The sequence below is a fragment of the Streptomyces coffeae genome (genome assembly GCF_016741875.1).
In the GTDB taxonomy this organism is placed as follows: Bacteria; Actinomycetota; Actinomycetes; order Streptomycetales; family Streptomycetaceae; genus Streptomyces; species Streptomyces coffeae.
This window is the reverse complement of sequence record NZ_JAERRF010000006.1, coordinates 1-21258: the sequence shown is the minus strand read 5'-3', so window position 1 is coordinate 21258 and position 21258 is coordinate 1. Positions and strand designations below refer to the sequence as shown.

Sequence of the window (21258 nt, the reverse complement as noted above, 5' to 3'; positions counted from 1 at the left end):
CGCCCACCCTCTCCTCGAGACTGCGGAGCCGGGGGGCTGGAGCCGGGTGGCTACGGAGATACCGTCCGCCCCGAGAAGTACGCGTTGGACGGCGGCAGGAAGATCAGCGCGATCGCACCGAGCCCGAGCAGGTCCGGACCGATCGTGATCATCTCTTCCCAGGGGTAGCCGCTCATACTGAGACTGTTGAGCACGAACAGCGCGCTCAGCGCACCGGCGGCGGCGAGCACGATCCGCGCCCAGTTGTACCCCGCGCGCATCTTGACGGCGAGCAGCAGCCAGAGCGCACCGATCACACACACGACGCCTCCGGACAGGATGAGTTGGAGGACGGCCTCACGCTGACCCATGTGGTGCCGCATCTCGTCCAGCCCGGTGGGAGCGATGACGAACGCGTCCAGCGCCCAGGAGACCCCTTGGAGCGCAATGGCCGCGAGGGACAGAACGTAGGCGGTCTCCACCTGCTGCGGGCGCTCACCGTGGTGTGCCCCCGGGCTCCGGCTGCTCATTCCGTTCCCTCCGCTGAAGGCCGTTCGGCCATGGCTTCGTCCGTGCGCATGGCAAGACCTTCAACTGTCCCTGGAAGTTCCGCTCCTGGCTGTCTTCTAGGGATGTCATGCCTCTCCGGTGTGTCACGCAACACACCGGAGCCCGTAACGATGCCGACGCGGAGGTCAGTTGGGCAGCCGCCCCAGCGCCGCGATCAGCTGGACGGGCATGAAGACCGGCCAATGCGGGCGGCCCACCAGGTAGGAGACATAGCCGAGGGACCTGCTCGCCTCGATCTCATCGGTGGTCTCGGCCTGGTACACGAGTACACGGTCACCCGAGGCGTCCCGGGCGCGTTCCCACAGGGCCGAAGCGGGCTTGCGCTCGGCTTCCGTCCGCGGGGTGAGGATCCGGTCGCCGAAGTCGGACCAGGCGAACGGACGTGAGTCCTTCCAGTCCTTGGCGATGACCTTCTTCAGCTCCGCCGCCCGTTCGGCGTCGGTGTTCCCCCAGGACGAGGGGACATTCGTGATCAGGCCGACGGGGATGTGCCGGGCTCGTAGCGCCCGCAGGTGCTCGGCCGCTCCGGGCATGTACCGGATGCTTCCGTCGCCGGCCGTGTGGATCAGCGTCTCTCCGAGGTCGAAGTAGACGACCACACCACCACGGTGGCCCTTCGCCGCGTTGTTGTCCGGTAACCGTACGGCGCCCTGCGCCGCGGTGGCGGATACGGTCATCGCGGTCAGACCACCGAGGGCCAGCAGCAGCAGCACGATCCTCCGGGCGGGTGTCCTCGTCATGGCAGATGCCCTTTTCTCTGTGGGGGGTTACCGGTCGTGCGCGGGCACGACAGGAGGTCGCGCCATGCACACGTCATAGGGTCATACCCCGTGATCGCCGGAAAACCCGGTCCAGAGCGCGAGTTGGCGCTGCTGTCGTCCCCACTGTGGCGTGAAATCGGCGAGGAGTCGGGCGCCGGGGTGGGCCCAACTCCTCGTCGCCCCGCGGGTTAGGCTTGGGCGGGCGAGCCAGTGAGGGAGACCGCATATGAACGTGGACGATGGCACCACCGTCCGCCTGCCCTCGTTCCGCAGCCGCCGCAACCTCCGTGAGGAGATCACCGAGACCCTACGGGGAGCGGTGATCGCGGGAGAGATGAAGCCCGGGGTCGTCTACTCCGCCCCCAGCCTCGCCGAGCAGTTCGGCGTCTCCCCCACCCCGGTGCGCGAGGCCCTGCTCGACCTCGCCAAGGAGGGGCTCGTCGAGGTCGTCCGCAACAAGGGCTTCCGGGTCACCGCCCTCTCCCCGGCCGAACTCGACGAGATCAATGAGCTCAGGGCGCTCATCGAGGTGCCCACCATCCGCCGGATCACCGAACGGGGCGTTCCCGCCGCCGTCATCGAGCAGTTGCGCCCCTTGGCCGCCGGGATCGAAAAGGCCGCCGAGGAGCGGGACTTCATCGCGCATGTCACCATCGACATGGAGTTCCATCTCACCCTGCTGGAACTGGCCGGAAACGCCCGGCTGCTGGAGACGGTACGGGCGCTGCGCACCAGCTCCCGGCTCTACGGACTGAAAACTCTCACCGACAGCGACGCTCTGTTCCACTCCTCCCACGAGCACGCCGAGTTGCTCGATCTGATCGAGGCGGGCGACGCGGACGGCGCGGAGGCCCTCATGCGCCGTCACATCAGCCATGTGCGCGGCATCTGGAGTGAGAAGAACCCTCCGGACTACGACATGGGGCGGGCCTGACACCCCAACCGCCCAGCGACGCGAGTCGGTGGCCGACGTTGCCCGGCCGAGAGCGGTATCGGGGTACCCGCCTCGGCCGGGATGGATCAACAGGTGCTGGTCAGTCCGTGTCGCGGGGGTCGAACGACGTGGTGTCGACGATCAGCGGCGTGGGGAAGGCGGATGCCACCGCGTCCCATCGCACGAACGTGTATCCGGTGCTCTCGCTGTCCCCGTCCGCCGGAGTGGCCTCACCGTCCTGGGACACCCAGAGCCCCTTGGGGAAGCCATGGCCGAGCGGCACGTTCACCACGGTGGAGCCGTCCGAGTGCTGCACCCCATCGGTGGCCTGGCTGTCGGTCACGGTGAACGAGCCCACCCACGCGTTGTTCCCGCCGCGGCGGTAGACGGCGAAGGTGCTGTCACCCTGGCTGGACGCGAGGACGTACCCCTTGCCGTCCTTCGCGTGGTAGACGGTGATCCCCTCGGCGTCGGCGGCGAGGTGGCGGCCACCGTAACCGGGGTCGGCGGAGGTGTCGATCACACACTCCTCCTCCTCGGCGTCATACGTCCACGGCACCCCGTACTCCCGCACCCTGTCGATGAGCGCGGGGTCCCCGAACTCCTCGTCGTCCAGGTCGACCCGCCACAGGCCGACATCCTCCTGGGCCGCGTAGAGGATGTGTTCCTGCTGGTCGACCGCCATGCCTTCCACCTGGGCATGTTCCCCGGGGTCGGCACACGGTGACCACTGCTTGCCGTTCGGCAGGGTGAACGTACCCGGAAGGTCGACACTGTCCTCGCGCTCGTAGCCGACCGTGCCGTGGTTGTCCTTCAGTTTCAGCAGCGCCATCCGGGTCTCGGCGCGCCGCGACACCACCGCGTAGGCGTCCCCGTCGTGGCTGTAGGCGGCGAGTCCGTAGGCGGTGTGCTGTGCGTCCACCTCCGTCTCGTCCGCGGCGAAGACCGGCTCGACGTCGTCGGAGGTGACATCGCGCAGCGGTGGCTTTCCGCCGGCGAGGGCGGCGCCGTCGACGGCGTAGGCACGGATCCGGTCCCGGCCGCGGTCGCTGACCAGCGCGAGATCGGTCTTCTCGCCGTCGAGTTCGAAGCCGTACACGATGTCCACGTTGTTGAAACGGCCGGGAGCCGCGTCGTCACCGGGCGCCGGTGGCGCGGCGATGTGCTGGACCCGGGTGCCGTCGAGGCGGTAGACGTCGAGCCCGCCCCGTTTGAGAGTGCCGACGACCAGGCTCTGTCCGGGCTTGTCGGGGTTGACCCAGACGGCGGGATCATCGGCGTTGGCATGGCCATCGGCGGCGTCGTCGTGGACGGCCGGGGTCTCGACGGTGGCGGTCACCTTCGGCAGGCTGGGGTCCCCGGCCGCCACCGCGGTCGACGCGCAGGCGAGGAGCAGGAGGGCGGCAAATGCCGCGGTCCTTCGTGAACGGGGCGCGGTGCGGTGAGTGGTTCTGCGGATGGCAGATCTCACGGCTCTCCTTCGGGGGGTCACCGGATCACGAACAAAACGCTCGGAGCGTAGCGGGATTCGGTGAACACCTCCGCAACCACAGGCAACAACCGCCCCGTTGACGCCGTGACGGTGTACATCGGCCGAAAACCAGGACACGGCGGTGCGGCCCCGCCGGTGATTCACCGGCCGTCGGGGTACATGAGTCCGTTGAGGGGCCCGTCACCGAGGGTGGCGCGTGGACTCCTCGGTCCGGTGACGCCGCCCCCAGGCTGTGATCATTCCGGCTGACAGCGCGGCGCAGTCGGGCGAGTCGAGATACCGGATCGCCTCGTCGACCTCGGTGTCGTCCACAAGTCCGGTGGACACGATCGTCTCCCTCGCCCGGTTCCAGGTCTCCGCCCAGAAGCGGCTGATGGGACTGGACGGGAGCAGGGGCGGCACCTGGATCTCGGCGGCCACCCAAGTGAGTCCGGCGGTGTGCAGCAGTCGGGGGTAGTCCGGGACCCAGGAGATGTCGGTGCCGATGGTGTCGCGCAGCCCCTGCCACATGGCCTGCATGACCTTGGTGTACGGCGTCACGGGCGCGGTCGCGGCGGTCAGATCGATGGCATCGCTGAGCACCAACACCCCTCCGGGGAGCAGCAGTTCGGCGAACCGGTCGATCAGCCGCCGCCACGAGCGCAGATGCATCAGGACGAACCGGGCGTGGACCAGATGGAACCGGCCCGGGTCGAACTCCGGCGCGGTGATGTCCGCCTCCATGACCTCGAGCCCGGGGACGGGGTGGGCGGCGAGGAAGCGTATGTCGCGGTCGACGGCGAGCACGGAGTCGACACCGGCCTCGCTCAGCAGCCGCCGCGCGACGGTACCGGTACCGGCCCCCACGTCGAGACAGCGCCACCCCGGCCCGGCGCCCAGATCGCGCAGGCGGGCCATGGTGATGGTGTCGTACGCGAGCGCGCCGAGGCCGATGCGTTCGTCCTCACCGGTCCGCTCGGGCCGGAACACATCCTCGCCGTAGTGGCCCGCCGCGGCGGGCCCCGGCTGCCGTGCACCGGGACGGATATGTGCGCACATGGGCCGGTCACCGCCTCCGTGTGTCGCCCATGGTGGCCGTCCGACGGCCGCCCCGGGCGGCGGGTCCCCCTCCAGTATGGCCGGGGTGCTCCGGCCCTTCCTGTCGGCGGACGGTGTGGGCCCGGCGCCGCCACCGGGCGGGGCCGTACCCTGGTGCCCGTGCACCTCTGCTTCGTCTGCACCGGGAACATCTGCCGGTCCCCGTCCGCCGCGCTGGTCTTCGCCGAGCATCTGCGCCGCGCGGGGCTCGACGGCACCGTACGGGTCAGCAGTGCCGGTATCGGCCCCTGGCACGTCGGTGAGCCCATCGACGAGCGGGCCGGTGCGGTACTCACCCGGGGCGGCTACCCCGTCGAACACATCGCGGCCCAGGTCGGAGCCGAGCACGGAGACGCCGATCTGTTCCTGGCCATGGACGTCGGTCATGAGAAGGCGCTGCGGCGGCTGGTGGACGACCCGTCCACGGTCCGGCTGCTGCGGTCCTTCGACCCGGACGCACACGGTGACCTGGACGTACCCGATCCGTACTACGGTGACCCGGAGGGATTCGACGAGGTGCTGGCCATGATCGAAGCCTCGGTGCCCGGCCTGCTCGCCTGGGTGCGCGAGCGCCTGGCCGTATGACCGCCCGTCCGGCGGCCGGGGACGCCGAAGGTCCGGGTGCGGCGGCGGCCCGTTTCACCGGCCGCGAGGCGGCCGATGAGCGTCCGCTGTCGGGTGCGCTCGCCGAAGTCGGGCTCGGCGACGGGCAGGTGGTGATGGTCAAGCGCGGTGACGACCCCGGTGCGGTGCGGGCCGAGGCGGCGGGGCTGCGCTGGCTGGCCGACGCCGGTACGGTCCGCGTTCCGGCGGTGTACGGTCACGACCGGCGCTGGCTGGTCACCGAACGGGTCCCCACCGGCGCACCGGGCGCCCGGGCGGCAGCCCGGTTCGGCCGCGATCTGGCCGCCCTGCACACCGCGGGCGCGCCCGCGTTCGGCGCTCCGCCGCCCGGCGGCCCCACGGACGCGTACATCGGGCTCGCCCCGATGCGCAACGTGCCCGGGGCCGACTGGCCACGCTGGTACGCCGAGCACCGGGTGTTGCCGTATCTGCGCCGCGCGGTCGACGACGGCACGGTGCGGTCCGCCGAGGGAGGCGTGGTCGAACGCGTCTGTGAGCGGCTGCCCGAACTGGCGGGCCCGGCCGAGCCACCCGCCCGGCTGCACGGCGATCTGTGGAACGGCAATGTGCTGTGGGGTGCCGACGGGCAGGTCTGGCTGATCGACCCGGCCGCGCACGGAGGACACCGGGAAACCGATCTGGCGATGCTCCAACTCTTCGGCTGCCCGCGCCTGGACGACGTGCTGGACAGCTACCAGGACGTGGCGCCGCTCGCCGACGGCTGGCGGGACCGCGTCGGGCTGCACCAGCTCTTCCCACTGCTGGTGCACACGGTGCTGTTCGGCCGTGGCTACGCCGAGCAGACGCTCGCGGTGGCCCGGGCGGCCCTGGCGGCCTGAAGGGTCCAGAGGTATGCCCCGGATCCGGTTCAGTGCGCGCCCCAGACATCGGGCTGGGCGCCGTCGACATCGGTGAACCCGTATTCCCGGGCGAGTTGGGCGGAGCTGACCGACCGCTGGTTCCACCTGGCCCGTTCGGGATCCGCGGCCAGCGCGGCGACGGCGCGGCCGACATAGCGCGGTGACTCGGAGGAGGCGAAGCCCGCGGGGGCGGTCGGCCGGTCCTCGCCCCGGTCGGGAGCGAGCGCGTCGCGCCAGTTCTCCTCCGTCACCCCGTAGTTGTCGAGCATCATCTCCGAGCGCAGCCAGCCGGGTGTCAGGGCGACCGCGGTGGCCCCGTAGGGCGCGAGCTCATGGCCCTGGGAGAACGCCAGCCGGTTCACCGCGGTCTTCACCAGGTCGTAGAAGACCGAGATGCGGTACCGCTCGGCGTTGTACGCGGCGGTGCCGTCGGTCACCTCGACCAGCAGCCCGCCCGGCTTCCCGATCAGCAGTGGCAGCAGATGGTGCGAGGTGATCAGGTGTGTTTCGAGGCCGAGCCGGAGAATGCGCAGACCGTCGTCGAGACTGTGGTCCCAGATCGGGGTGTTCCAGTCGGCGGGCCCACCTTTGAGCCGCTCGGCGCCCCAGATGTTGTTGACCAGCACATCGATGGCGCCGTGGTCACGGCGGATGCGCTCGGCCAGCCGACGGACCTGGTCGGAGTCGAGATGGTCGGTCCGGGCGGCGATCCCGGTGCCGCCGAGCCGGGTGACCAGTTCGGCGGTCTCCTCGATCGTCTCGGGCCGGTCGTAGTCCGATCCGCCCGTGCCCGTCACGCTGCTGCGTCCGGTGCAGATGACGGTCGCCCCGGCCTCACCCAGCGCGGCGGCGATACCGCGCCCGGCGCCACGGGTGGCTCCCGCGACAACGGCGACCCGTCCGCGCAGTGCGTCATGATCGAGTGATCGGCTCACCCGACGAGTGTGACACAGCGGTCATATCCGGCGCTTGGTGTGCGAGACGCCTTCGGACCGTCGAACGGTCCCGCCGCCCGGGCCGCGGATGATGGGCTATGACGGGAAATCCCGGACCCGACAAGGGAGTTGGCGTGATGGCCGCTCCCGGCGAGGACACCGCCGCACCACAACTCCGGGGCACCACCGGCCTGGTCGACCCGTGCGACACCGGCTGGTCCCGGCGATGCGGAATCGGTGGCCCCGGCGGGACGTCGTGAGGCCCGTCACAGGTGTCTTGCCGCTGACCACCTGGCCGGATACCTCGCAGGTCGGCCGCTGGATTCCCTGTACCATGAACCGGCAAGCAACGAACCACTCTGCCTGACGCAGAGCTGGCGCGACCGCTCGGCGGCCGCGGTCCTTCTGCCCCCTTTCGGCGCGGACCCGGTATCTACCCCGGTCCTGCGCGAGAGGACAGCTCTCGGCGCACTCCGCGATGACACACGGGTGCGCTACCAGGCGGCAGAAAGGGCATGGCCGTGGCAACCGCGGTCTCCACCACCCCTCCTGTCCGGGACCCCGGGCCCGCCGAGCGCACCGACCCCGTCAGGCGCCCGGGCTACGGGCAGCTGCTGCGCACACCCGGCGCATGGACGTTCCTGCTGCCCGGCTTCGCGGCCCGGCAGCCGTTCGCGATGCTCACGATCAGCATCGTGCTCCTGCTGCGCCACACCACCGGTTCGTACGGTGTGGCCGGTGCGGTGGCGGCGGTCACCGGGGTCTCCATGGCGCTGTTCGCCCCGCAGAGCGGCAAGCTGGCCGACCGGTACGGACAGAGCGCGGTCCTGGTGCCGGGGGTGCTGATCCACGCGGCGTCGGCGACGCTGCTGACGGCGCTCGCGCTGGGGCACGCCCCGCTGTGGGCCCTGGTCGCCGCCGCGGTGCCGACGGGCGCCTCCGTTCCGCAGGTCGGCCCCATGGTGCGGGCCCGCTGGGCCGCCACACTCGGGGACGGCTCCGGGCCGGGCGGACGGCGCAGTCCGCTGCTGGCCACCGCCGCGGCGTTCGAGTCGGTGACGGACGAGCTGACGTTTGTCATCGGCCCTGTGCTGGCGACCGCGCTGAGCACCGGGGTGCACCCGTCCTCCGGGCTGATCGCGGAGGCCGGGCTGACCCTGGCGGGCGGGCTGCTCTTCGCGGCCCAGCGCCATACCGCACCGCCGGTGAACCCGGCCGCGCCGGGCACCCGCGAGCGGCGCGCCTCGGCCCTCTCGGTGCCGGGGGTACGGGTCCTGGCCGTGGCGTTCCTGGGCATCGGCTCGGTCTTCGGCGGTATGCAGGTGGCCCTGACGGCCTTCACCCAGGAGCTCGGTCAACCGGGTCTGAACGGTGTGCTGTACGGGATCTTCGCCGCGGGCAACATGCTCGCGGGCGTGGCCTGCGGGGCCATCGCGTGGCGCACCTCACCGCAGCGGCGGCTGCTGGTCTCGTACGCCGCGCTGGCGCTGACCTGCTCGGCCCTGTGGGCGGTGCACGCACCGCTGATGCTGGGAGGGCTCGGGCTGCTGGTCGGCCTGTGCATCGCACCGGCGCTGATCACCGGATACACCCTGGTCGAGTCGCTGGTCCCGGCCATGTCCCGTACGGAGGCGTTCACCTGGCTGACCGGTGCGGTGGCGCTGGGGCAGGCCACGGCGGTGACGGTGGCCGGGCAGATGGCGGACGGCTTCGGCGCGAGCGCCGCCTTCACGGTGCCGCTGGCCGGTACGGCACTTGCCCTGCTGACCGTGGCGGCCCTGCGCGGCCGGATCGCCTCGCCCGCGCGGCACACCACCGGAAGCCGTGCGGGGGTTTCGGTGCCGGCCTGAGGGGACACGGGTCCGGTACATCGTGGAGCCGGCCGGTGATGCCCGGATCGTGATCGATGTCGGCCCCCGCATGCGCCTCGACGGCGGAAAGCGCCGACTCCAGCGCTTCCGCGGATTCGCATCGCACCGTCGACACCACCACGTCGTCATTCATCCAGCATTCGACCGACAGACAACCCGGTGCGGCCCGGAATACCTCGGCGACGCGATGGACACGCGCGATGAACTCTTCCCGGTGGGAAGCCTGCGGATAGTGAAATGCCACGAGAGATCGGCGACCCTCCGCGCTCTCCGCTGATGCGATATATACGCTACCGTACAGCGCGCGGCGGCGCCCGGCGGGGCGCCCGCTTCGAGCCACACCACGGACAGGAGCAGGAACAGCCATGGGTGCCGAAATCCGAACGCCTCGCGGGAAATGGATCGAGACCGGACTGCGGGCGCTCGCCGACGGCGGTCCGGACGCCGTCCGCATCGAGGCCCTGGCGAAATCCCTCGGCGTCACCAAGGGCGGTTTCTACGGGTACTTCGCCGACCGGAACGCCCTGCTGGAAGAAATGCTCGACACCTGGGAGCGCGAAAGCGTCGACGATCTGCTCGCACGGGTCGAGCACGAGGGCGGCGACACCGAGGCCAGGATGCGGATGGCGGGTTCGCTGGCCTCCGACGACCGGCTGTTGGCGATCGACCTCGCGGTCCGCGACTGGGCCCGGCGGGACCGGGCCGTCGCGGACCGGCTGCGGCGCGTGGACAACCGGCGTATGGACTATCTGCGCTCGCTGTTCCGCGAGCGCTACAGCGACGAGGACGAGATCGAGGCGCGCTGCATGCTCTCCTTCTCGCTCGTGGTCGGCAACCACTTCCTGGCCGCCGACCACCGCGGCCGCACCCGCGAAGAGGTCTACGAACTCGCGGCCAAGCTGATCAAGTCCTGACCCGCTCCGGGGCACCACCCGCCGACGCCTGCCACCGCTCCGCGTACCGCCGCATGAGGGCGGGGTACACGACCAGATACCGGAACGGCATGATCGCGGCCATGTAGGCGGCACCGAACGCGCCGTTCGGCTTCACCAACACGGCCATCTGACCGCGGTAGCGGACCCCTTCGCGAGACTCACCGTCTCCGTGACCACCACTGTCTTCGACCGGAACCCAGCTCATGTGCATCACGGCGTGCACGGTCCGGTTGCCGAGCTCGGCCGCCCACTCGTCCTCGAGTTCGTACAGCGGGGTGAAGGGCCCCGAGGGGGCCGCCCTGCGCGGGGGCGCGTCGAGCAGGTCCTGCGGCAGGCGGTCGCGCAGCGTCGACAACCGGGAGCCGATACCGGCGTCCCGCTTGTCCCAGCCGAACAGCTTCCCGAGCTTCCACCGGGCCGAGAACAGCATGCGGACCACCGGCGAGAAACTGCCCACCTCCCCCTCGGGAAGAGCCGCGTCCACCAGCCGCGGGAAGTCGTCCCGGCCGCCCGGCGTGGGCAGGGCCCACACGTCCTCGACCCGGAAGTCGGGGGCGAGCTCATGGATCCGCCAGGGGCGGGAGGTGTGTGCGGATTTCGGGAGCCTCATGAGCGAACCTCCATCTATACGGTGGCGTATAGAAAGAGCGTAGCACCGGCCCCTTCCTCCCACCCGCCACCCTCCCCCGCACGCGGGTCGACGGGGAGCCTGCGTCAGCGGAAGGTGTGCGTACCCGACCAGCCGGGATCCCCTGTCGCCGCGAACCGCACCCACGCGCTGTGCATCTCCGCCGCGAGCGTGGGCGGGACATCCGGACCGAGGAGGCCGGTTGCGGTGCGGAGGGCGGGGAGGGCCGTGTTGTCGAAGACGAAGGGGAGTTCCGCGGAGTGGCAGGCGCCGAGGGGGCCGCCGCGCCAGTCGAAGTCGTAACCGAACGCCCCGCCGTACCGGGACACCAACCGCTCCCGCGCGGCGTGGAACATCGCGTCGATGGCCGCGGCGTGGTCCGGCCGCTGATAGAGCCGGGACTCCTCGGTGTTGGTGCCCACCAGCACATCCACCGGAAGCGCCGGGCCGATGTCGTCCAGCACCACACCCAGCGGGGACAGCCGCGTCCCCCGCCCCGGCACCTCGGCGAGCGCGGACACCAGGCGCTCGTCGGGGACGGCCGCGAACGACTCGGCCGTCGGTGGAACGCCCAGCCGGTCGGCCAGGGCCCGGGTGGTCTCCGCCGCCTCCTCGCCGGTCAGGGTGTGCAGACCACCACTCTGGCTGATCGCACGGTGGAACAGCCCGATGGCCTCCGGTGTCACGAGCAGCGCGCTGACGAGCATCGCGCCCGCCGACTGCCCGAACACCGTGACACGGTCCGGATCCCCACCGAACTCCGCGATCTGCTCACGCACCCAGCGCAGCGCCGCGATCACGTCCAGCAGCCCCCGGTTGCGCGGCGCATCCGGCAGATCGAGCCAACCCGGCGCGCCGAGACGGTAGTTGAGGGTCACCAGGACCACACCGTCGCGAGCGAAGGACGTCCCGTCGTACAGCGGTGCCTGACCGGTGCCGGAGACAAAACCGCCGCCGTGCACGAACACCATCACCGGTGCGCTGCCGTCGGTCCGTGGTGTCCAGACATTGAGGGTCAGATAGTTCTCACCGCGCACCCAGCCCGGTCCTATGACAGGGCTCAGATCGAGTGCGAACCGCCGCGCGGGGGCCGGGGCGGTCGGCCCCGGACCGTCGGCGCCGGGTACGCCGTCCACGGGGATCGGGGCCGCGAACCGGCCGGCGCCGGTCGGGGCGGCCGCGTACGGAATGTTGCGGAACACCGTCACCGCCATGCCGCCCACTCCGTCACCGCGAACCGCGAGCCGTCACGCCGCACTTCGGCCGCGCTCGGGCCGGGGAAGTGCGCGGGGAACAGCAGGGCGCCCGTGTCCGCGGCCTCCCCCAGCACCCGGCGCCGGGTGGCCCGTGCTCCCGTCTCGTCCTCGTCGAAGCAGGGAGAGCAGTCCGGCTCCACGATCTGCAAGGGGCTGTGCAGCAGATCGCCCGCGAACACCGCCCGGTCCGTACCGGACCGCAGCCATACGACGGAGGAGCCGGGGGTGTGACCGGGGGCGGGCTCGATCCGCAACTCGGCGCCGATGTCGTGGTGGTCGCCCTCCCACAGCACGGTCTGGCCGGCCTGGTGCACGGGGGCGACGCTGTCCTCGAAGACGTTCGCCATCCGGGGGCCGGAGCGGGTCCGGTGTCCGTTCGCCGGGTTCCAGTAGTCGAAGTCGGCGCGCGAGATCACATATGCGGCGTTGGGGAAGGTGGGCCGCCACTCACCGTCCACCTGGTGGGTGTTCCAGCCGACGTGGTCCCCGTGCACATGGGTGCAGATCACGGTGTCGACGTCCTCGGGGCGGACCCCCGCCGCGGCCAGATTGCCGAGGTAGTCGGTGTTCAGGTGGTGGAAGACCGGCATGGCCGGGCGCTCCCTGCCGTTGCCGATACCGGTGTCGATCAGGATGGTCCGGCCCTCGGTGCGGATCAGCCAGGTCTGGATCATGGTGCGGATCTCGTCGGCGGCAGGGTCGAGGAATTCGGGGACCAGCCAGTCCTCGTTCTCGCACCAGCGGTCCATGGGGACGTCGGGGAAGACAAAATCGCGCGCAAGGCCCTTCGTGGGCAGCTCTACCACACGGGTGATCTCGGCATTTCCGAGGGTGATGGTGTCCATGTCCCCAGCATGCGGCGCGCTCGACCGCGGCGGTATCGGTCACCTGACTGCACCTGCCGCATGCAGTCGGACCTCGCGGGTCGCGGTGCGGGATACAGTCGGACGGTGACCATGGTCGGGCGGGAGAGCGAGAGCGCGGCCGTGCTCGGGCTGACCAGCGGTGTGCTCATCGTGACGGGAGAACCGGGCGCGGGCAAGAGCACGCTGCTCGGGCTGGCGGCAGACCGGCACGGTGGCCAGGTGCTGCGGATGACGGGCAGCGAGAGCGAGGCGGATCTGCCGTTCGCGGGCCTGCACCAACTGCTGCGGCCGGTGCTCGGCGAAACGGCCCGGCTGCCCGAGCGGCAGCGGTCGGCGCTGCTGGGTGCGGTGGGCCTGGGGGACGCAGGTCCGGGGGACATGAGCCCCGGCCCCGACGAACCGGCCACGCCCCGTCCACCCGACCGGCTGCTGCTCGGCGTCGCGCTCCTCGCACTGCTCTCCGACCTCGCCCACCGCGCACCCCTCCTCGTGGTCGTCGACGATGTGCAGTGGATCGACAGCGGCTCACTGGAAACGCTCGCCTTCGCCGCCCGCCGCATCCACGACGAACCCCTCGCCGTGCTCGCCGGGACCAGGGATCTCACGGGCGACGGCACACCAGGCGGGGCCGGGACCACCGCACCGCTCCCCGGCTTTCCCACCCTTCCGCTGGGGCCGCTGGACGCCACCGCCGCGGGACTCCTGCTGGACCGGCAGCCGCATCCGCCCACCGGCAGCCGCCGGTTGCGCATCCTCGACCAGGCCGCCGGAAATCCCCTGGCCCTGGTCGAACTGGCCCGTGCTCACGGCGCCTGTGGCACGGACACCGCCGACGAGGAGCTGCTGCCGCCCACCGACCGGCTGATGCGGGTTTTCGCCGGCGATCTCGACGCCCTGCCCGAAGCCACCCGGCAGGCGCTGCTCCTGGTGGCGGCGGACGACCGGGCGGTGGCGGGCCGGATCGAGGATCTGGCCCCGGCCGAGGCCGCCGGGCTGCTGAGGATCACCGGCGGGGGCACCGGCCGGCGTGCCCGCTTCCGGCATCCGCTCATCAGGTCCGCCGTCTACCACTCCGTACCGCTGGCCGCCAGGCGGCAGGCACACCGCCTCCTCGCCGACTCGCTCACCGCCGAACCCGACCGCCGCGCCTGGCATCTGGCCGCCGCCGCGGAGGGGCCGGACGAGGAGATCGCCGCCGCGCTGGAGGAGTCCGCGGTCAGGGCCCGGGAGCGCGGCGGCTACACCGCGGCCGCCACCACACTGGAACGCGCCGCGGAGCTGAGCCCCGACGAGCACGACCGCGCCCGCCGCCTGGTGGCCGCCGCCGGTGCGGCGGCCACCGCCGGGCAGCCCCGCTGGGTGCGTCAACTCGCCGCGCGGGCCGTGGCGCTGACCGACGACCCGGCCCTTGCGGCGGAGGCGTCACTGCGGGTCGGACAGGTGCTGACGCTGACCGCCGAGCACACCACCGCGCTGTCCTCGCTGCTGCGAGCGGCGGAAGCCCCGGGTCTGCACCGGATCGCGATCGCCACGGCGTCCGTGGCCGGTTTCTACTCCGGCGACGAGGAACACCGGCTCGCCGTACGGGCACAGGCGCAGGACGATCCGTGGACCCTCACCGTGACCGACCCCACCGAGCGCAGATCGGAGCGGGTGGCGGCAATCCCGGCGCTGGTGGAGCGGGCGGGCGACGACCCCGCCCTGCTCACCTCGCTCGGCGCCATGGCCTGGCTGCTCGACGAGACCGCGCTCGCGGTACAGATCTTCGACGACGCGCTGCACCGCTGGCGGCTGCGCGGCGACCTGCCCACCGGGCTGGGCTGTTCGGCGGGGTGGGCGTATCTGGACCACGGACTCTGGGCGCAGGCCAGGCTCGCCGCCGCGAACACCGCCTCCGCCGGGGTCGGACTTCCGCACCTCAACGCCGCCGTACGGTCGCTGGACGCCGCCGCTCTGGCACTCACCGGACACCCCGCCGAGGCCCGTGATGCCGCCGAGGGCGCGCTGACGCTCGTCGATCCGCACCGCAGCCGTGCGGTCGCCGTCCGCGCCCGCTGGGCGCTGGGCATGGCCGCGGTCGCCTCCGGCGACCAGGCGAGCGCGTACGAGCAGTTCCGGCTGCTGTTCACGGCCGACGGCGACCCCGTCCACTACGCGTGCTCCCGCGCCGGGCTCGCCGAACTCGCCGCCGCCGCCGTACGTACCGGCCACGGCGCCGAAGCCACCGCCATCGTGGAACGCACCGCCGAACGGCTCGCCGGCGACGCGTCGCCGCGGATGCAGATCCTCCTCCACCGTGCCCGTGCGCTGCTCGAACCGTCGCTGGCCGAGCCGCACTTCGACGCGGCGCTCGCCGATCCCGCGGGCGGCCAATGGCCCTTCGAACGCGCGCAGATCCTGCTGGACCACGCCGAATGGCTGCGCCGCCGCCATCGCATCACCGAGGCCCGGACCGCGCTGAACACCGCGCTGGAAACCTTCCGCCGCCTCGGCGCCCGCCCCTGGATCGACCGCGCCCACGCCGAACTCCGGGCCGCCGGGGTCGACTCCGCGCCCACCGCCCCGGACGCGCTGACCTCTCTGAGCCCGCAGCAGCAGCACATCATCCGGCTGGCCGCGCAGGGGCTGAGCAACCGTGAGATCGGCGAACGGCTCTTTCTCTCGCCGCGCACCGTCGGCTCACACCTCTACCGCAGCTTCCCCAAGCTGGGTGTGACCGCCCGCTCCCAACTCCGCGATCTGGTCGAGGCATCGTCCGCCCGCGTGAACTGCCGGGTGTAGACACCCACGCCGCATGTGACGGGCATCACACACCATCGGGTGCCGAACCCGCGTAATGATCCCGCCGGGCCCGGCTCTCCCCTGCTACCAGGCACCGCCGACACCATGGGCGGGCCGTACGCCTCGGGAGGACTTCGGCTCATGAACGGTCACATGGACCAGCGGATGGCGCTGTTGCTGCTGGTGGGCAGCGTCACCGTGTACGTCGCCTTCGAGCACCCCTCGTTCGGAACCGCGCTCCTGGTCGGTGTCGGCGTAGTCACGCTGCTGCACTTGTTCCTCAAGGACTGACGCGGAGCGACCCCGGCGACACAAGGGCCCATGAGCCCCTGTACATCCCGCGCGTCACTCCTTTCAGTTCCCGGTGGAAACACAGATCACCGACCCGTCGGTGATTCTGTCAACGACCACCCAACCTGACCTTGAAAAGGCGGAGTTGAGCGGATGCGGGTCGCCCGTAAGGGGGCTTGTCGACGGATGTGCGGCGTACCTATGCTGCGACCGTGCGTGATCCAGGCGTTCAGGCTTTCGGACGACCATGCGGGGGGAATCATGTCATTCAAGTCGATCGAGAAGAGCAAGGCCGGATTCGGCACGTTGCGCTCGATCGAGATTGGCGTCACCTCTCGGTGCAACTTCCGGTGTTCCTACTGCGGCGCCTACGATCTCCAGGAGCGCCGCATCCTCTCGCTGGACGAGGTGAAGCAGACCGTCGAAACCCTCCCAGACCTGGAGCGGGTCAAACTTTCCGGTGGCGAGGTGCTCCTTGAGTTCGACCTCTGCGAAAGCATCGTCGCCTACTGCTCCGAGAAGGGGATCCACACCCAGATCAACTCCAACGGCACGCTGCTGACGGACGAGAAGTTCGACCGGCTGGAAGCGGCCGGTCTGGGTGTGCTGCACTTCTCCCTCAACCACACCGACGCGGAGAGCCATTCGGCGTTCTACAAGGTCACCGAGAAGATGTTCCCGAAGATCGTCAAGGCGATCGCCCGCTCGGTGGCCTCGTCCTCGATCGACACGGTCGTTGAGACGATCTTGTTTGATGAAACCCGCGACCGCATGACCGATGTGCATCGATTCGCCGCGGATCTCGGGGTGCGCAAACATGAAATCCAGATGGAGATCCCTGGCGTTCATCAGGGCTATGAGAACACCCTCTCCTCCGGCGCCATCTGTGATGCCATCACCCGACTGGTGACCGCGCGCGACCCTCGGACCACGATCTTCTTCAGCTGTCTGTCCGCCTATTTCCGGCCGGACAGCGAATCCTGGAAGCGCCTCCAGCCGCTGCTGCGCGATCCGGGGGTCATCTACGCCAGCTGTATCGAGGGCAAGGCCCAGCTCCATCTGCACTCCAACGGCGATGTGCTGATCTGCGAACTGGGCGCGCCCGAGGTGATCGGCAACATCTTCGACACCCCTCTGCTGCGCATCTACGAAGAAAGCGAGAAGTTGCAGGAATTCGTGCGGAGCAAGCACGAGGAAGCGACGTTCTCCTGTTTCCGCCACCTCGATGTGCAGGGCAAGAAGGCCGACAAGCCGTCGGTCACCCTGCTGCCCATGCCCCAGCTGATCAGCCGTCCTCCGCAGGACGGCTGACCTCGGTCCCCGCCTGCCGGAGGAGGCCGACGGCTTCGGCCACCAGCGCCTGGCGGTCGATCTTGCCGTCGTTGCCGGTCGACGGCAGTGTCTCGCGCTGCCAGAGGTGGCGGGGCACCATGTGCGAGGGCAGCCGCTCCGTGAGGAAGTGGCGGTACTCGGCCTCGGCCACCGGCCCGGTGGCCGAGTAGAACAGGGCGATGTCCTCACCGATCTCGACACGGGGCACACCGACGGCGGCACAGGCCCCGATCTCCGGGAAGCGGACCGCGATGTCCTCGACCTCGGTCGGGCTGACCCGGAAACCCGATGTCTTGATCATGGCGTCCCGGCGTCCGCCGAAGTAGAGGTAGCCTTCGTCGTCCCTGGTCACGATGTCACCACTGAACACCACCCGCTCCCCCGGGTACTGCGGCAGGGTGCGGAACCTGGCGGCCGTGGCCTCGGGCGCGTTCCAGTACCCCTTGCTCACACAGCCGCCGCGGTGCACCAGTTCTCCGGGCTCCCCGGGGCCGACCTCGCGCAGTTCCTCGTCGAGCACCAGGATCTCCACATCGGGAATCGCCTTGCCGATGGAGTGCGGCCGCTTGGTGAGCTGATCCGGATCCAGATATGTCGAGCGGAACGCCTCGGTCAGCCCGTACATGAGGAAAACCCGCGCCGCCGGGAAGGTTGCCGCCAGTTCATCCAGCATCCGCTGGGAGACCGCTCCCCCGGACGTCGACACATAGCGCACCGAGGACAGATCGTACGAGGGCCGCCGGCGCAGCAGCCGGGGATCGAACAGCCGCGTGATGATCACGGGCATGACGGGAAGCACGGTGATCCGCTGTTCGGACAGGAAGCGGAAGGCGTCGGCGGGGAAGACCAGTTCATGCAGGCACAGACAGGCGCCGGTGAGCAGTGCCTGCCACAACTGGTTGAGCCCATAGTCGAAGTTGAGGGAGAGCAGACTTCCGATCCGGTCGTCGGCGCGGGTGCCGAGGTAGTCGGCGGTGATCCGGGCGCCGTCGGTGATGTTGCGGTGGGTGATCATGATGCCCTTGGGGCGTCCGGTCGACCCCGACGAATAGATGATGGCCGCCACATCGGATCCGATGGACGCTCCCGCGGTGGAGCTGTACCGCTGTGTGCGAAGCCGCGGCAGCATCAGTTCCGGATCGACCTCGGCCTCCTGGCCGTACAGCAGCGGAAGGTCGGGCACCGCATCGATGACCTCCCGGGCACGGGCCTCGTCGGTGATCATCAGACGCATCCCGGAGTCGCCGACGATATGGGCCACGCCCTCGCGCCTGAGCTTCGGCAGCACGGGGACCAGGGTCGCGTCGGCGAGCAGCACACCAAGGACGGCCACCGCCTGCTCCGCGCTCTTCGCCATACAGACGCCCACCCGGTCGCCCCGCCGCACACCGGCCCGCCGCAGCGCCGCGGCGGTGGCGGCCGCGGTGTCACGCAGCTCGTGGAAGCTCCATGACCGGTGGTCGTCCTGCACAGCGGGATGTGAACCGAACTGTCCCGCAGCGGAGTTGACGAGCGCTTCGACCGTGCACACGGAAGAGATCCTCATTGGGGCGATGATAATGAGCATCCGTCCGCACGGGTACGGTCCTGACCCGCTCTGCGGGGCTTGCTCCACTCCTGCCCGCCCTGACACGATGTTGACCAGGTTGAGTCAGTGAACTGACCACTGTTGCAAGGCATTTGGGGGGTGCAGAAGTGCACGGCGTGGTACACCGAACCTTTGCCATGATCGGGTTTCCCGGCCGCCGGTTCACGGTCGGATCGCCGCACCCGGCCCATCACGCGGAGCCTTTGCACGAGGTGGAGATCGACTCCTTCCAGCTCGCCGACCGGTGTGTCAGCGCCGCGGATTTCCTCGCGTTCCTGCGGGACGCACCCCTTGACCTGGATCACACACAGATCGACTGCATCGATCCGGCGTTCATCGTCAGCAGGGCGGCCGGGTTCGAACTCCGCCCGGGCTGCGACGAGTTCCCCATGATTCAGATCAGCTACTGGGGCGCGGCGGCCTACTGCAACTGGCTCTCACGCCTGGAGGGACTGCGTCCGGTGTACAACCTCGGGGCACGCACCGCCGGCCTCGGCCGGGACGGCTACCGGCTGCCCACCGAGGCCGAATGGGAAGCGGCCTGCCGGGACGGCCGACCGGACGGCACACGTCCGGGGCCCGAGGAGTGCAACGCGGAGAACGCCGGGCCGATGTGCCGTGCGCTGCGGGCGGGCGAGACGCTGGCGGGCAACTTCCTGCCGGGCGCGCCCGCGCCCGTGCCGGTGGCGAGCCTCTCTCCCGACGCGGCCGGGCTGTACCAGATGCTGGGCAACGTACGCGAGTGGTGCCACGACCGCTTCGGCAGTTATGTGCCCGGATCCGGCCCCCTCCGCAACCCCACCGGTGCGTCCCGGGGTGCCTTCCGGGTGGTGCGGGGCGGTTCGTTCGCCGATCCGGCGGACACCATCGGGCCCGCGAGCCGGATGGCCGCGCATGAGGACACCCGGTGCGAGGTCTACGGCTTCCGGGTGGTGCGCCGCGGATGACCACGTCCGACCGCTTCCCTCCGCGACCCGGGGCCATCGACGCGGCGCCACCGGATGCCATGCCGTCCTTCGCCGAGGTCCCGGCGGGCGAACTGCCGTCCTCCGCCAGGACTCCGACACGAACGCCCGGGTTCCGCCTCGCCGTCCTCCCGACCACCGTCGGGCAGTACTGGCACTATCTGGTGGCCCAGGGCCTGCTTGAGAAGCCCCGGCCCGAACTGCACGCCTTCCCGGCGGACCACGGCACCGGACTGCGGGCCACCCTCTCCGGCACGGTGGCTCTCGACGAGGAGCTCAGCGTGCTGCCGGTGACCGGGGTGACCTGGCGCGGCGCGGTCGCGTACTGCGACTGGCTCACGGTCCGGACCGGAGCGCACTGCCGCCTCCCCTCGGCCGCCGAGTGGAGCTACGCGGCGGCAGGGCCGGAGCGTCTGCGCTGGTCGCTCGGGGACGAGTTCGACCGCGCGACCTACGCACCGCAGGCGAGCGGTCCCCGCCCGGTCGGGGCCACTCCGGCCAACGCCTTCGGCCTGCGGGACATGACCGGAAATGTTTTCGAATGGTGCGACGATGAGCTGACCACCCCAACGGGTGATGGCCTCGGTTCGCGGGTCATCAAGGGCGGGGCGTACACGGTGCGCAATCCGGAGAGCTTCGAGAACGCGGCCGTCTTCACCGCCGATGAGCTGACCACCGTGCCGTACATCGGCTTCCGGGTGCTGCTCACCCACCCCGCCCGCGCCCGGCGGTCCGCGTAACCGGCCATCCCGGGACACGCAACTCCACTCGCCCGAACGTGTCCGGTGTCACCGGTGGATTCTCGGTTCAGGAGTCCCGGAACGGTGACTACGAGTACGGTTGTGTCATGTCTGCCGGTCTTCCCGGCAGCAGCCAAGCCGACAGCCGTCGCAACCGCAGGAGAGCCTCATGGTCTCGAACCCTGTCCTCACCGGTGTCTCCGGTCCGTCCCGTTCCGCCCGAGTGCAGGCCCTGCGCGACGCGCTGGCGAGCCGTGTGGTGGTGGCCGACGGTGCCACGGGCACGATGCTCCAGTCGCTGGAACCGACGATGGAGGATTTCACCGGACTGGAGGGCTGCAACGAGGTCCTCAGCGTCAACCGTCCCGACCTCGTCGACTCCGTCCACGTCGCCTATCTGGACGCGGGAGTCGACTGCATCAAGACCAACACCTTCGGCGGCAACTACTCCGCGCTGGCCGAATACGACATCGCCGACCGTGTCTTCGAGCTGTCCGAGGCCAGCGCCCGTATCGCCCGCGACGCCGCCGACCGCTCCTCCGAGGAGAGCGGGCAGCAGCGCTGGGTGCTGGGCTCGATGGGCCCCGGCACCAAGCTGCCGACGCTGGGCCATCTGCCGTACACCACGCTGCGTGACGCCTATCAGGCGAGCGCCGAGGGGCTGATCGGCGGGGGCACGGACGCGCTGCTGGTGGAGACCTCCCAGGACCTGTTGCAGGCGCGGTCCGCCGTCCTCGGCGCCCGCCGGGCGATGGACAAGCTCGGAGCCGACG

General features: G+C 70.5%; 21 protein-coding genes and 1 pseudogene. 12 read left to right on the top strand and 10 right to left on the bottom strand.

Translation table 11 applies throughout. From position 1 onward, the window contains the following. Positions 1-50: 50 nt before the first annotated feature. Both JK363_RS11490 and JK363_RS11485 read right to left on the bottom strand, forming a co-directional pair. A complete protein-coding gene (locus JK363_RS11490) occupies positions 51-509 on the bottom strand; it encodes a hypothetical protein (protein WP_201874488.1) in 459 nt (152 codons plus the stop codon). Positions 510-674: 165 nt separating this feature from the next. Continuing rightward, positions 675-1289 (bottom strand): HAD family hydrolase, encoded by a 615-nt coding sequence (locus tag JK363_RS11485; RefSeq protein WP_236075693.1) that lies wholly within the window; start codon positions 1287-1289, stop codon positions 675-677. Positions 1290-1536: 247 nt separating this feature from the next. On the opposite strand from JK363_RS11485, the gene JK363_RS11480 reads away from it, so the two are divergent. Next, a complete protein-coding gene (locus JK363_RS11480) occupies positions 1537-2244 on the top strand; it encodes a GntR family transcriptional regulator (protein WP_201874487.1) in 708 nt (235 codons plus the stop codon). A 100-nt stretch (positions 2245-2344) separates the two neighbouring features. On the opposite strand, the gene JK363_RS44165 is transcribed toward JK363_RS11480, so the two are convergent. Both JK363_RS44165 and JK363_RS11470 read right to left on the bottom strand, forming a co-directional pair. Continuing rightward, positions 2345-3715: a phytase gene (locus JK363_RS44165; protein WP_307821687.1), complete on the bottom strand. Its 1371-nt coding sequence runs from the start codon at positions 3713-3715 to the stop codon at positions 2345-2347. Positions 3716-3916: 201 nt separating this feature from the next. Continuing rightward, the gene (locus tag JK363_RS11470) at positions 3917-4774 is read right to left on the bottom strand and encodes a class I SAM-dependent methyltransferase (RefSeq protein WP_201874485.1); all 858 of its coding nucleotides are present in this window, start codon (positions 4772-4774) and stop codon (positions 3917-3919) included. 159 nt (positions 4775-4933) lie between these two features. Here JK363_RS11470 and JK363_RS11465 point away from each other — a divergent pair, with 159 nt between their 5' ends. Both JK363_RS11465 and JK363_RS11460 read left to right on the top strand, forming a co-directional pair. Continuing rightward, complete coding sequence (locus tag JK363_RS11465) at positions 4934-5398, top strand: low molecular weight protein-tyrosine-phosphatase (RefSeq protein ID WP_307821686.1); 465 nt, start codon at positions 4934-4936, stop codon at positions 5396-5398. Then, a complete protein-coding gene (locus JK363_RS11460; protein WP_201874481.1) occupies positions 5395-6276 on the top strand; it encodes a fructosamine kinase family protein in 882 nt (293 codons plus the stop codon). Before JK363_RS11465 ends, JK363_RS11460 begins: the two co-directional genes overlap by 4 nt. Positions 6277-6305: 29 nt before the next feature. Here JK363_RS11460 and JK363_RS11455 read toward each other — a convergent pair whose 3' ends face one another. Continuing rightward, positions 6306-7232 (bottom strand): SDR family oxidoreductase, encoded by a 927-nt coding sequence (locus JK363_RS11455; RefSeq protein WP_201874478.1) that lies wholly within the window; start codon positions 7230-7232, stop codon positions 6306-6308. Positions 7233-7369: 137 nt separating this feature from the next. On the opposite strand from JK363_RS11455, the gene JK363_RS43740 reads away from it, so the two are divergent. Both JK363_RS43740 and JK363_RS11450 read left to right on the top strand, forming a co-directional pair. After that, the gene (locus JK363_RS43740) at positions 7370-7492 is read left to right on the top strand and encodes a hypothetical protein (RefSeq protein ID WP_268981023.1); all 123 of its coding nucleotides are present in this window, start codon (positions 7370-7372) and stop codon (positions 7490-7492) included. Between the two features lie 261 nt (positions 7493-7753). Beyond that, positions 7754-9082, top strand: a complete 1329-nt coding sequence (locus JK363_RS11450) for an MFS transporter (RefSeq protein ID WP_372444745.1) — start codon at positions 7754-7756, stop codon at positions 9080-9082. 82 nt (positions 9083-9164) lie between these two features. Here the strand turns inward: JK363_RS11450 and JK363_RS44615 are convergent. Then, a pseudogene (locus JK363_RS44615) lies at positions 9165-9470 on the bottom strand (antibiotic biosynthesis monooxygenase); the annotation flags it as partial. Here JK363_RS44615 and JK363_RS11445 point away from each other — a divergent pair. Next, the gene (locus JK363_RS11445; protein ID WP_201874474.1) at positions 9469-10017 is read left to right on the top strand and encodes a TetR/AcrR family transcriptional regulator; all 549 of its coding nucleotides are present in this window, start codon (positions 9469-9471) and stop codon (positions 10015-10017) included. The pseudogene JK363_RS44615 and the gene JK363_RS11445 sit on opposite strands and share 2 nt — an antisense overlap. On the opposite strand, the gene JK363_RS11440 is transcribed toward JK363_RS11445, so the two are convergent. The 3 genes from JK363_RS11440 to JK363_RS11430 all read right to left on the bottom strand — a co-directional run bounded on the left by JK363_RS11440 (position 10007) and on the right by JK363_RS11430 (position 12767). Further along, positions 10007-10648 (bottom strand): DUF2867 domain-containing protein, encoded by a 642-nt coding sequence (locus tag JK363_RS11440; RefSeq protein WP_201874472.1) that lies wholly within the window; start codon positions 10646-10648, stop codon positions 10007-10009. The two genes, JK363_RS11445 and JK363_RS11440, sit on opposite strands and share 11 nt — an antisense overlap. A 104-nt stretch (positions 10649-10752) precedes the next feature. Further along, a complete protein-coding gene (locus JK363_RS11435; protein WP_201874471.1) occupies positions 10753-11880 on the bottom strand; it encodes a carboxylesterase/lipase family protein in 1128 nt (375 codons plus the stop codon). Then, positions 11871-12767, bottom strand: a complete 897-nt coding sequence (locus tag JK363_RS11430) for an MBL fold metallo-hydrolase (protein WP_201874470.1) — start codon at positions 12765-12767, stop codon at positions 11871-11873. The genes JK363_RS11435 and JK363_RS11430 overlap by 10 nt, the downstream gene beginning before the upstream one ends. A gap of 111 nt (positions 12768-12878) precedes the next feature. Here JK363_RS11430 and JK363_RS43735 point away from each other — a divergent pair, with 111 nt between their 5' ends. The 3 genes from JK363_RS43735 (at position 12879) to JK363_RS11415 (ending at position 17171) form a co-directional block, all read left to right on the top strand. Beyond that, positions 12879-15569: a helix-turn-helix transcriptional regulator gene (locus JK363_RS43735; RefSeq protein ID WP_201875035.1), complete on the top strand. Its 2691-nt coding sequence runs from the start codon at positions 12879-12881 to the stop codon at positions 15567-15569. A 141-nt stretch (positions 15570-15710) separates the two neighbouring features. After that, positions 15711-15860 (top strand): hypothetical protein, encoded by a 150-nt coding sequence (locus JK363_RS11420; protein ID WP_201874469.1) that lies wholly within the window; start codon positions 15711-15713, stop codon positions 15858-15860. A gap of 216 nt (positions 15861-16076) precedes the next feature. Next, on the top strand, positions 16077-17171 hold the full coding sequence (locus JK363_RS11415; RefSeq protein WP_201874468.1) for a radical SAM protein: 1095 nt from the start codon (positions 16077-16079) through the stop codon (positions 17169-17171). Here the strand turns inward: JK363_RS11415 and JK363_RS11410 are convergent. Further along, positions 17146-18738 (bottom strand): AMP-binding protein, encoded by a 1593-nt coding sequence (locus JK363_RS11410; RefSeq protein ID WP_201874467.1) that lies wholly within the window; start codon positions 18736-18738, stop codon positions 17146-17148. The genes JK363_RS11415 and JK363_RS11410 overlap by 26 nt on opposite strands. A 179-nt stretch (positions 18739-18917) precedes the next feature. Here JK363_RS11410 and JK363_RS11405 point away from each other — a divergent pair, with 179 nt between their 5' ends. From JK363_RS11405 to JK363_RS11395, 3 genes are all read left to right on the top strand, one after another. Then, positions 18918-19727, top strand: coding sequence for a formylglycine-generating enzyme family protein (locus JK363_RS11405; protein WP_201874466.1), 810 nt, complete (start codon positions 18918-18920; stop codon positions 19725-19727). Beyond that, complete coding sequence (locus tag JK363_RS11400) at positions 19724-20485, top strand: formylglycine-generating enzyme family protein (RefSeq protein WP_201874465.1); 762 nt, start codon at positions 19724-19726, stop codon at positions 20483-20485. Before JK363_RS11405 ends, JK363_RS11400 begins: the two co-directional genes overlap by 4 nt. A 169-nt stretch (positions 20486-20654) precedes the next feature. Then, a partial coding sequence (locus tag JK363_RS11395) for a homocysteine S-methyltransferase family protein (protein WP_201874463.1) occupies positions 20655-21258 on the top strand: 604 nt, incomplete at its 3' end.

Coding starts and splice junctions, on each gene's coding strand:
- JK363_RS11435 (WP_201874471.1), bottom strand. CDS start 11,880: ATGGCGGTGACGGTGTTCCGCAACATTCCGTACGCGGCCGCCCCGACC.
- JK363_RS11445 (WP_201874474.1), top strand. CDS start 9,469: ATGGGTGCCGAAATCCGAACGCCTCGCGGGAAATGGATCGAGACCGGA.
- JK363_RS11440 (WP_201874472.1), bottom strand. CDS start 10,648: ATGAGGCTCCCGAAATCCGCACACACCTCCCGCCCCTGGCGGATCCAT.
- JK363_RS43740 (WP_268981023.1), top strand. CDS start 7,370: ATGGCCGCTCCCGGCGAGGACACCGCCGCACCACAACTCCGGGGCACC.
- JK363_RS11410 (WP_201874467.1), bottom strand. CDS start 18,738: ATGAGGATCTCTTCCGTGTGCACGGTCGAAGCGCTCGTCAACTCCGCT.
- JK363_RS11490 (WP_201874488.1), bottom strand. CDS start 509: ATGAGCAGCCGGAGCCCGGGGGCACACCACGGTGAGCGCCCGCAGCAG.
- JK363_RS11485 (WP_236075693.1), bottom strand. CDS start 1,289: ATGACGAGGACACCCGCCCGGAGGATCGTGCTGCTGCTGCTGGCCCTC.
- JK363_RS11460 (WP_201874481.1), top strand. CDS start 5,395: ATGACCGCCCGTCCGGCGGCCGGGGACGCCGAAGGTCCGGGTGCGGCG.
- JK363_RS11420 (WP_201874469.1), top strand. CDS start 15,711: ATGAACGGTCACATGGACCAGCGGATGGCGCTGTTGCTGCTGGTGGGC.
- JK363_RS11400 (WP_201874465.1), top strand. CDS start 19,724: ATGACCACGTCCGACCGCTTCCCTCCGCGACCCGGGGCCATCGACGCG.
- JK363_RS11405 (WP_201874466.1), top strand. CDS start 18,918: ATGATCGGGTTTCCCGGCCGCCGGTTCACGGTCGGATCGCCGCACCCG.
- JK363_RS11430 (WP_201874470.1), bottom strand. CDS start 12,767: ATGGACACCATCACCCTCGGAAATGCCGAGATCACCCGTGTGGTAGAG.
- JK363_RS11470 (WP_201874485.1), bottom strand. CDS start 4,774: ATGTGCGCACATATCCGTCCCGGTGCACGGCAGCCGGGGCCCGCCGCG.
- JK363_RS11480 (WP_201874487.1), top strand. CDS start 1,537: ATGAACGTGGACGATGGCACCACCGTCCGCCTGCCCTCGTTCCGCAGC.
- JK363_RS43735 (WP_201875035.1), top strand. CDS start 12,879: ATGGTCGGGCGGGAGAGCGAGAGCGCGGCCGTGCTCGGGCTGACCAGC.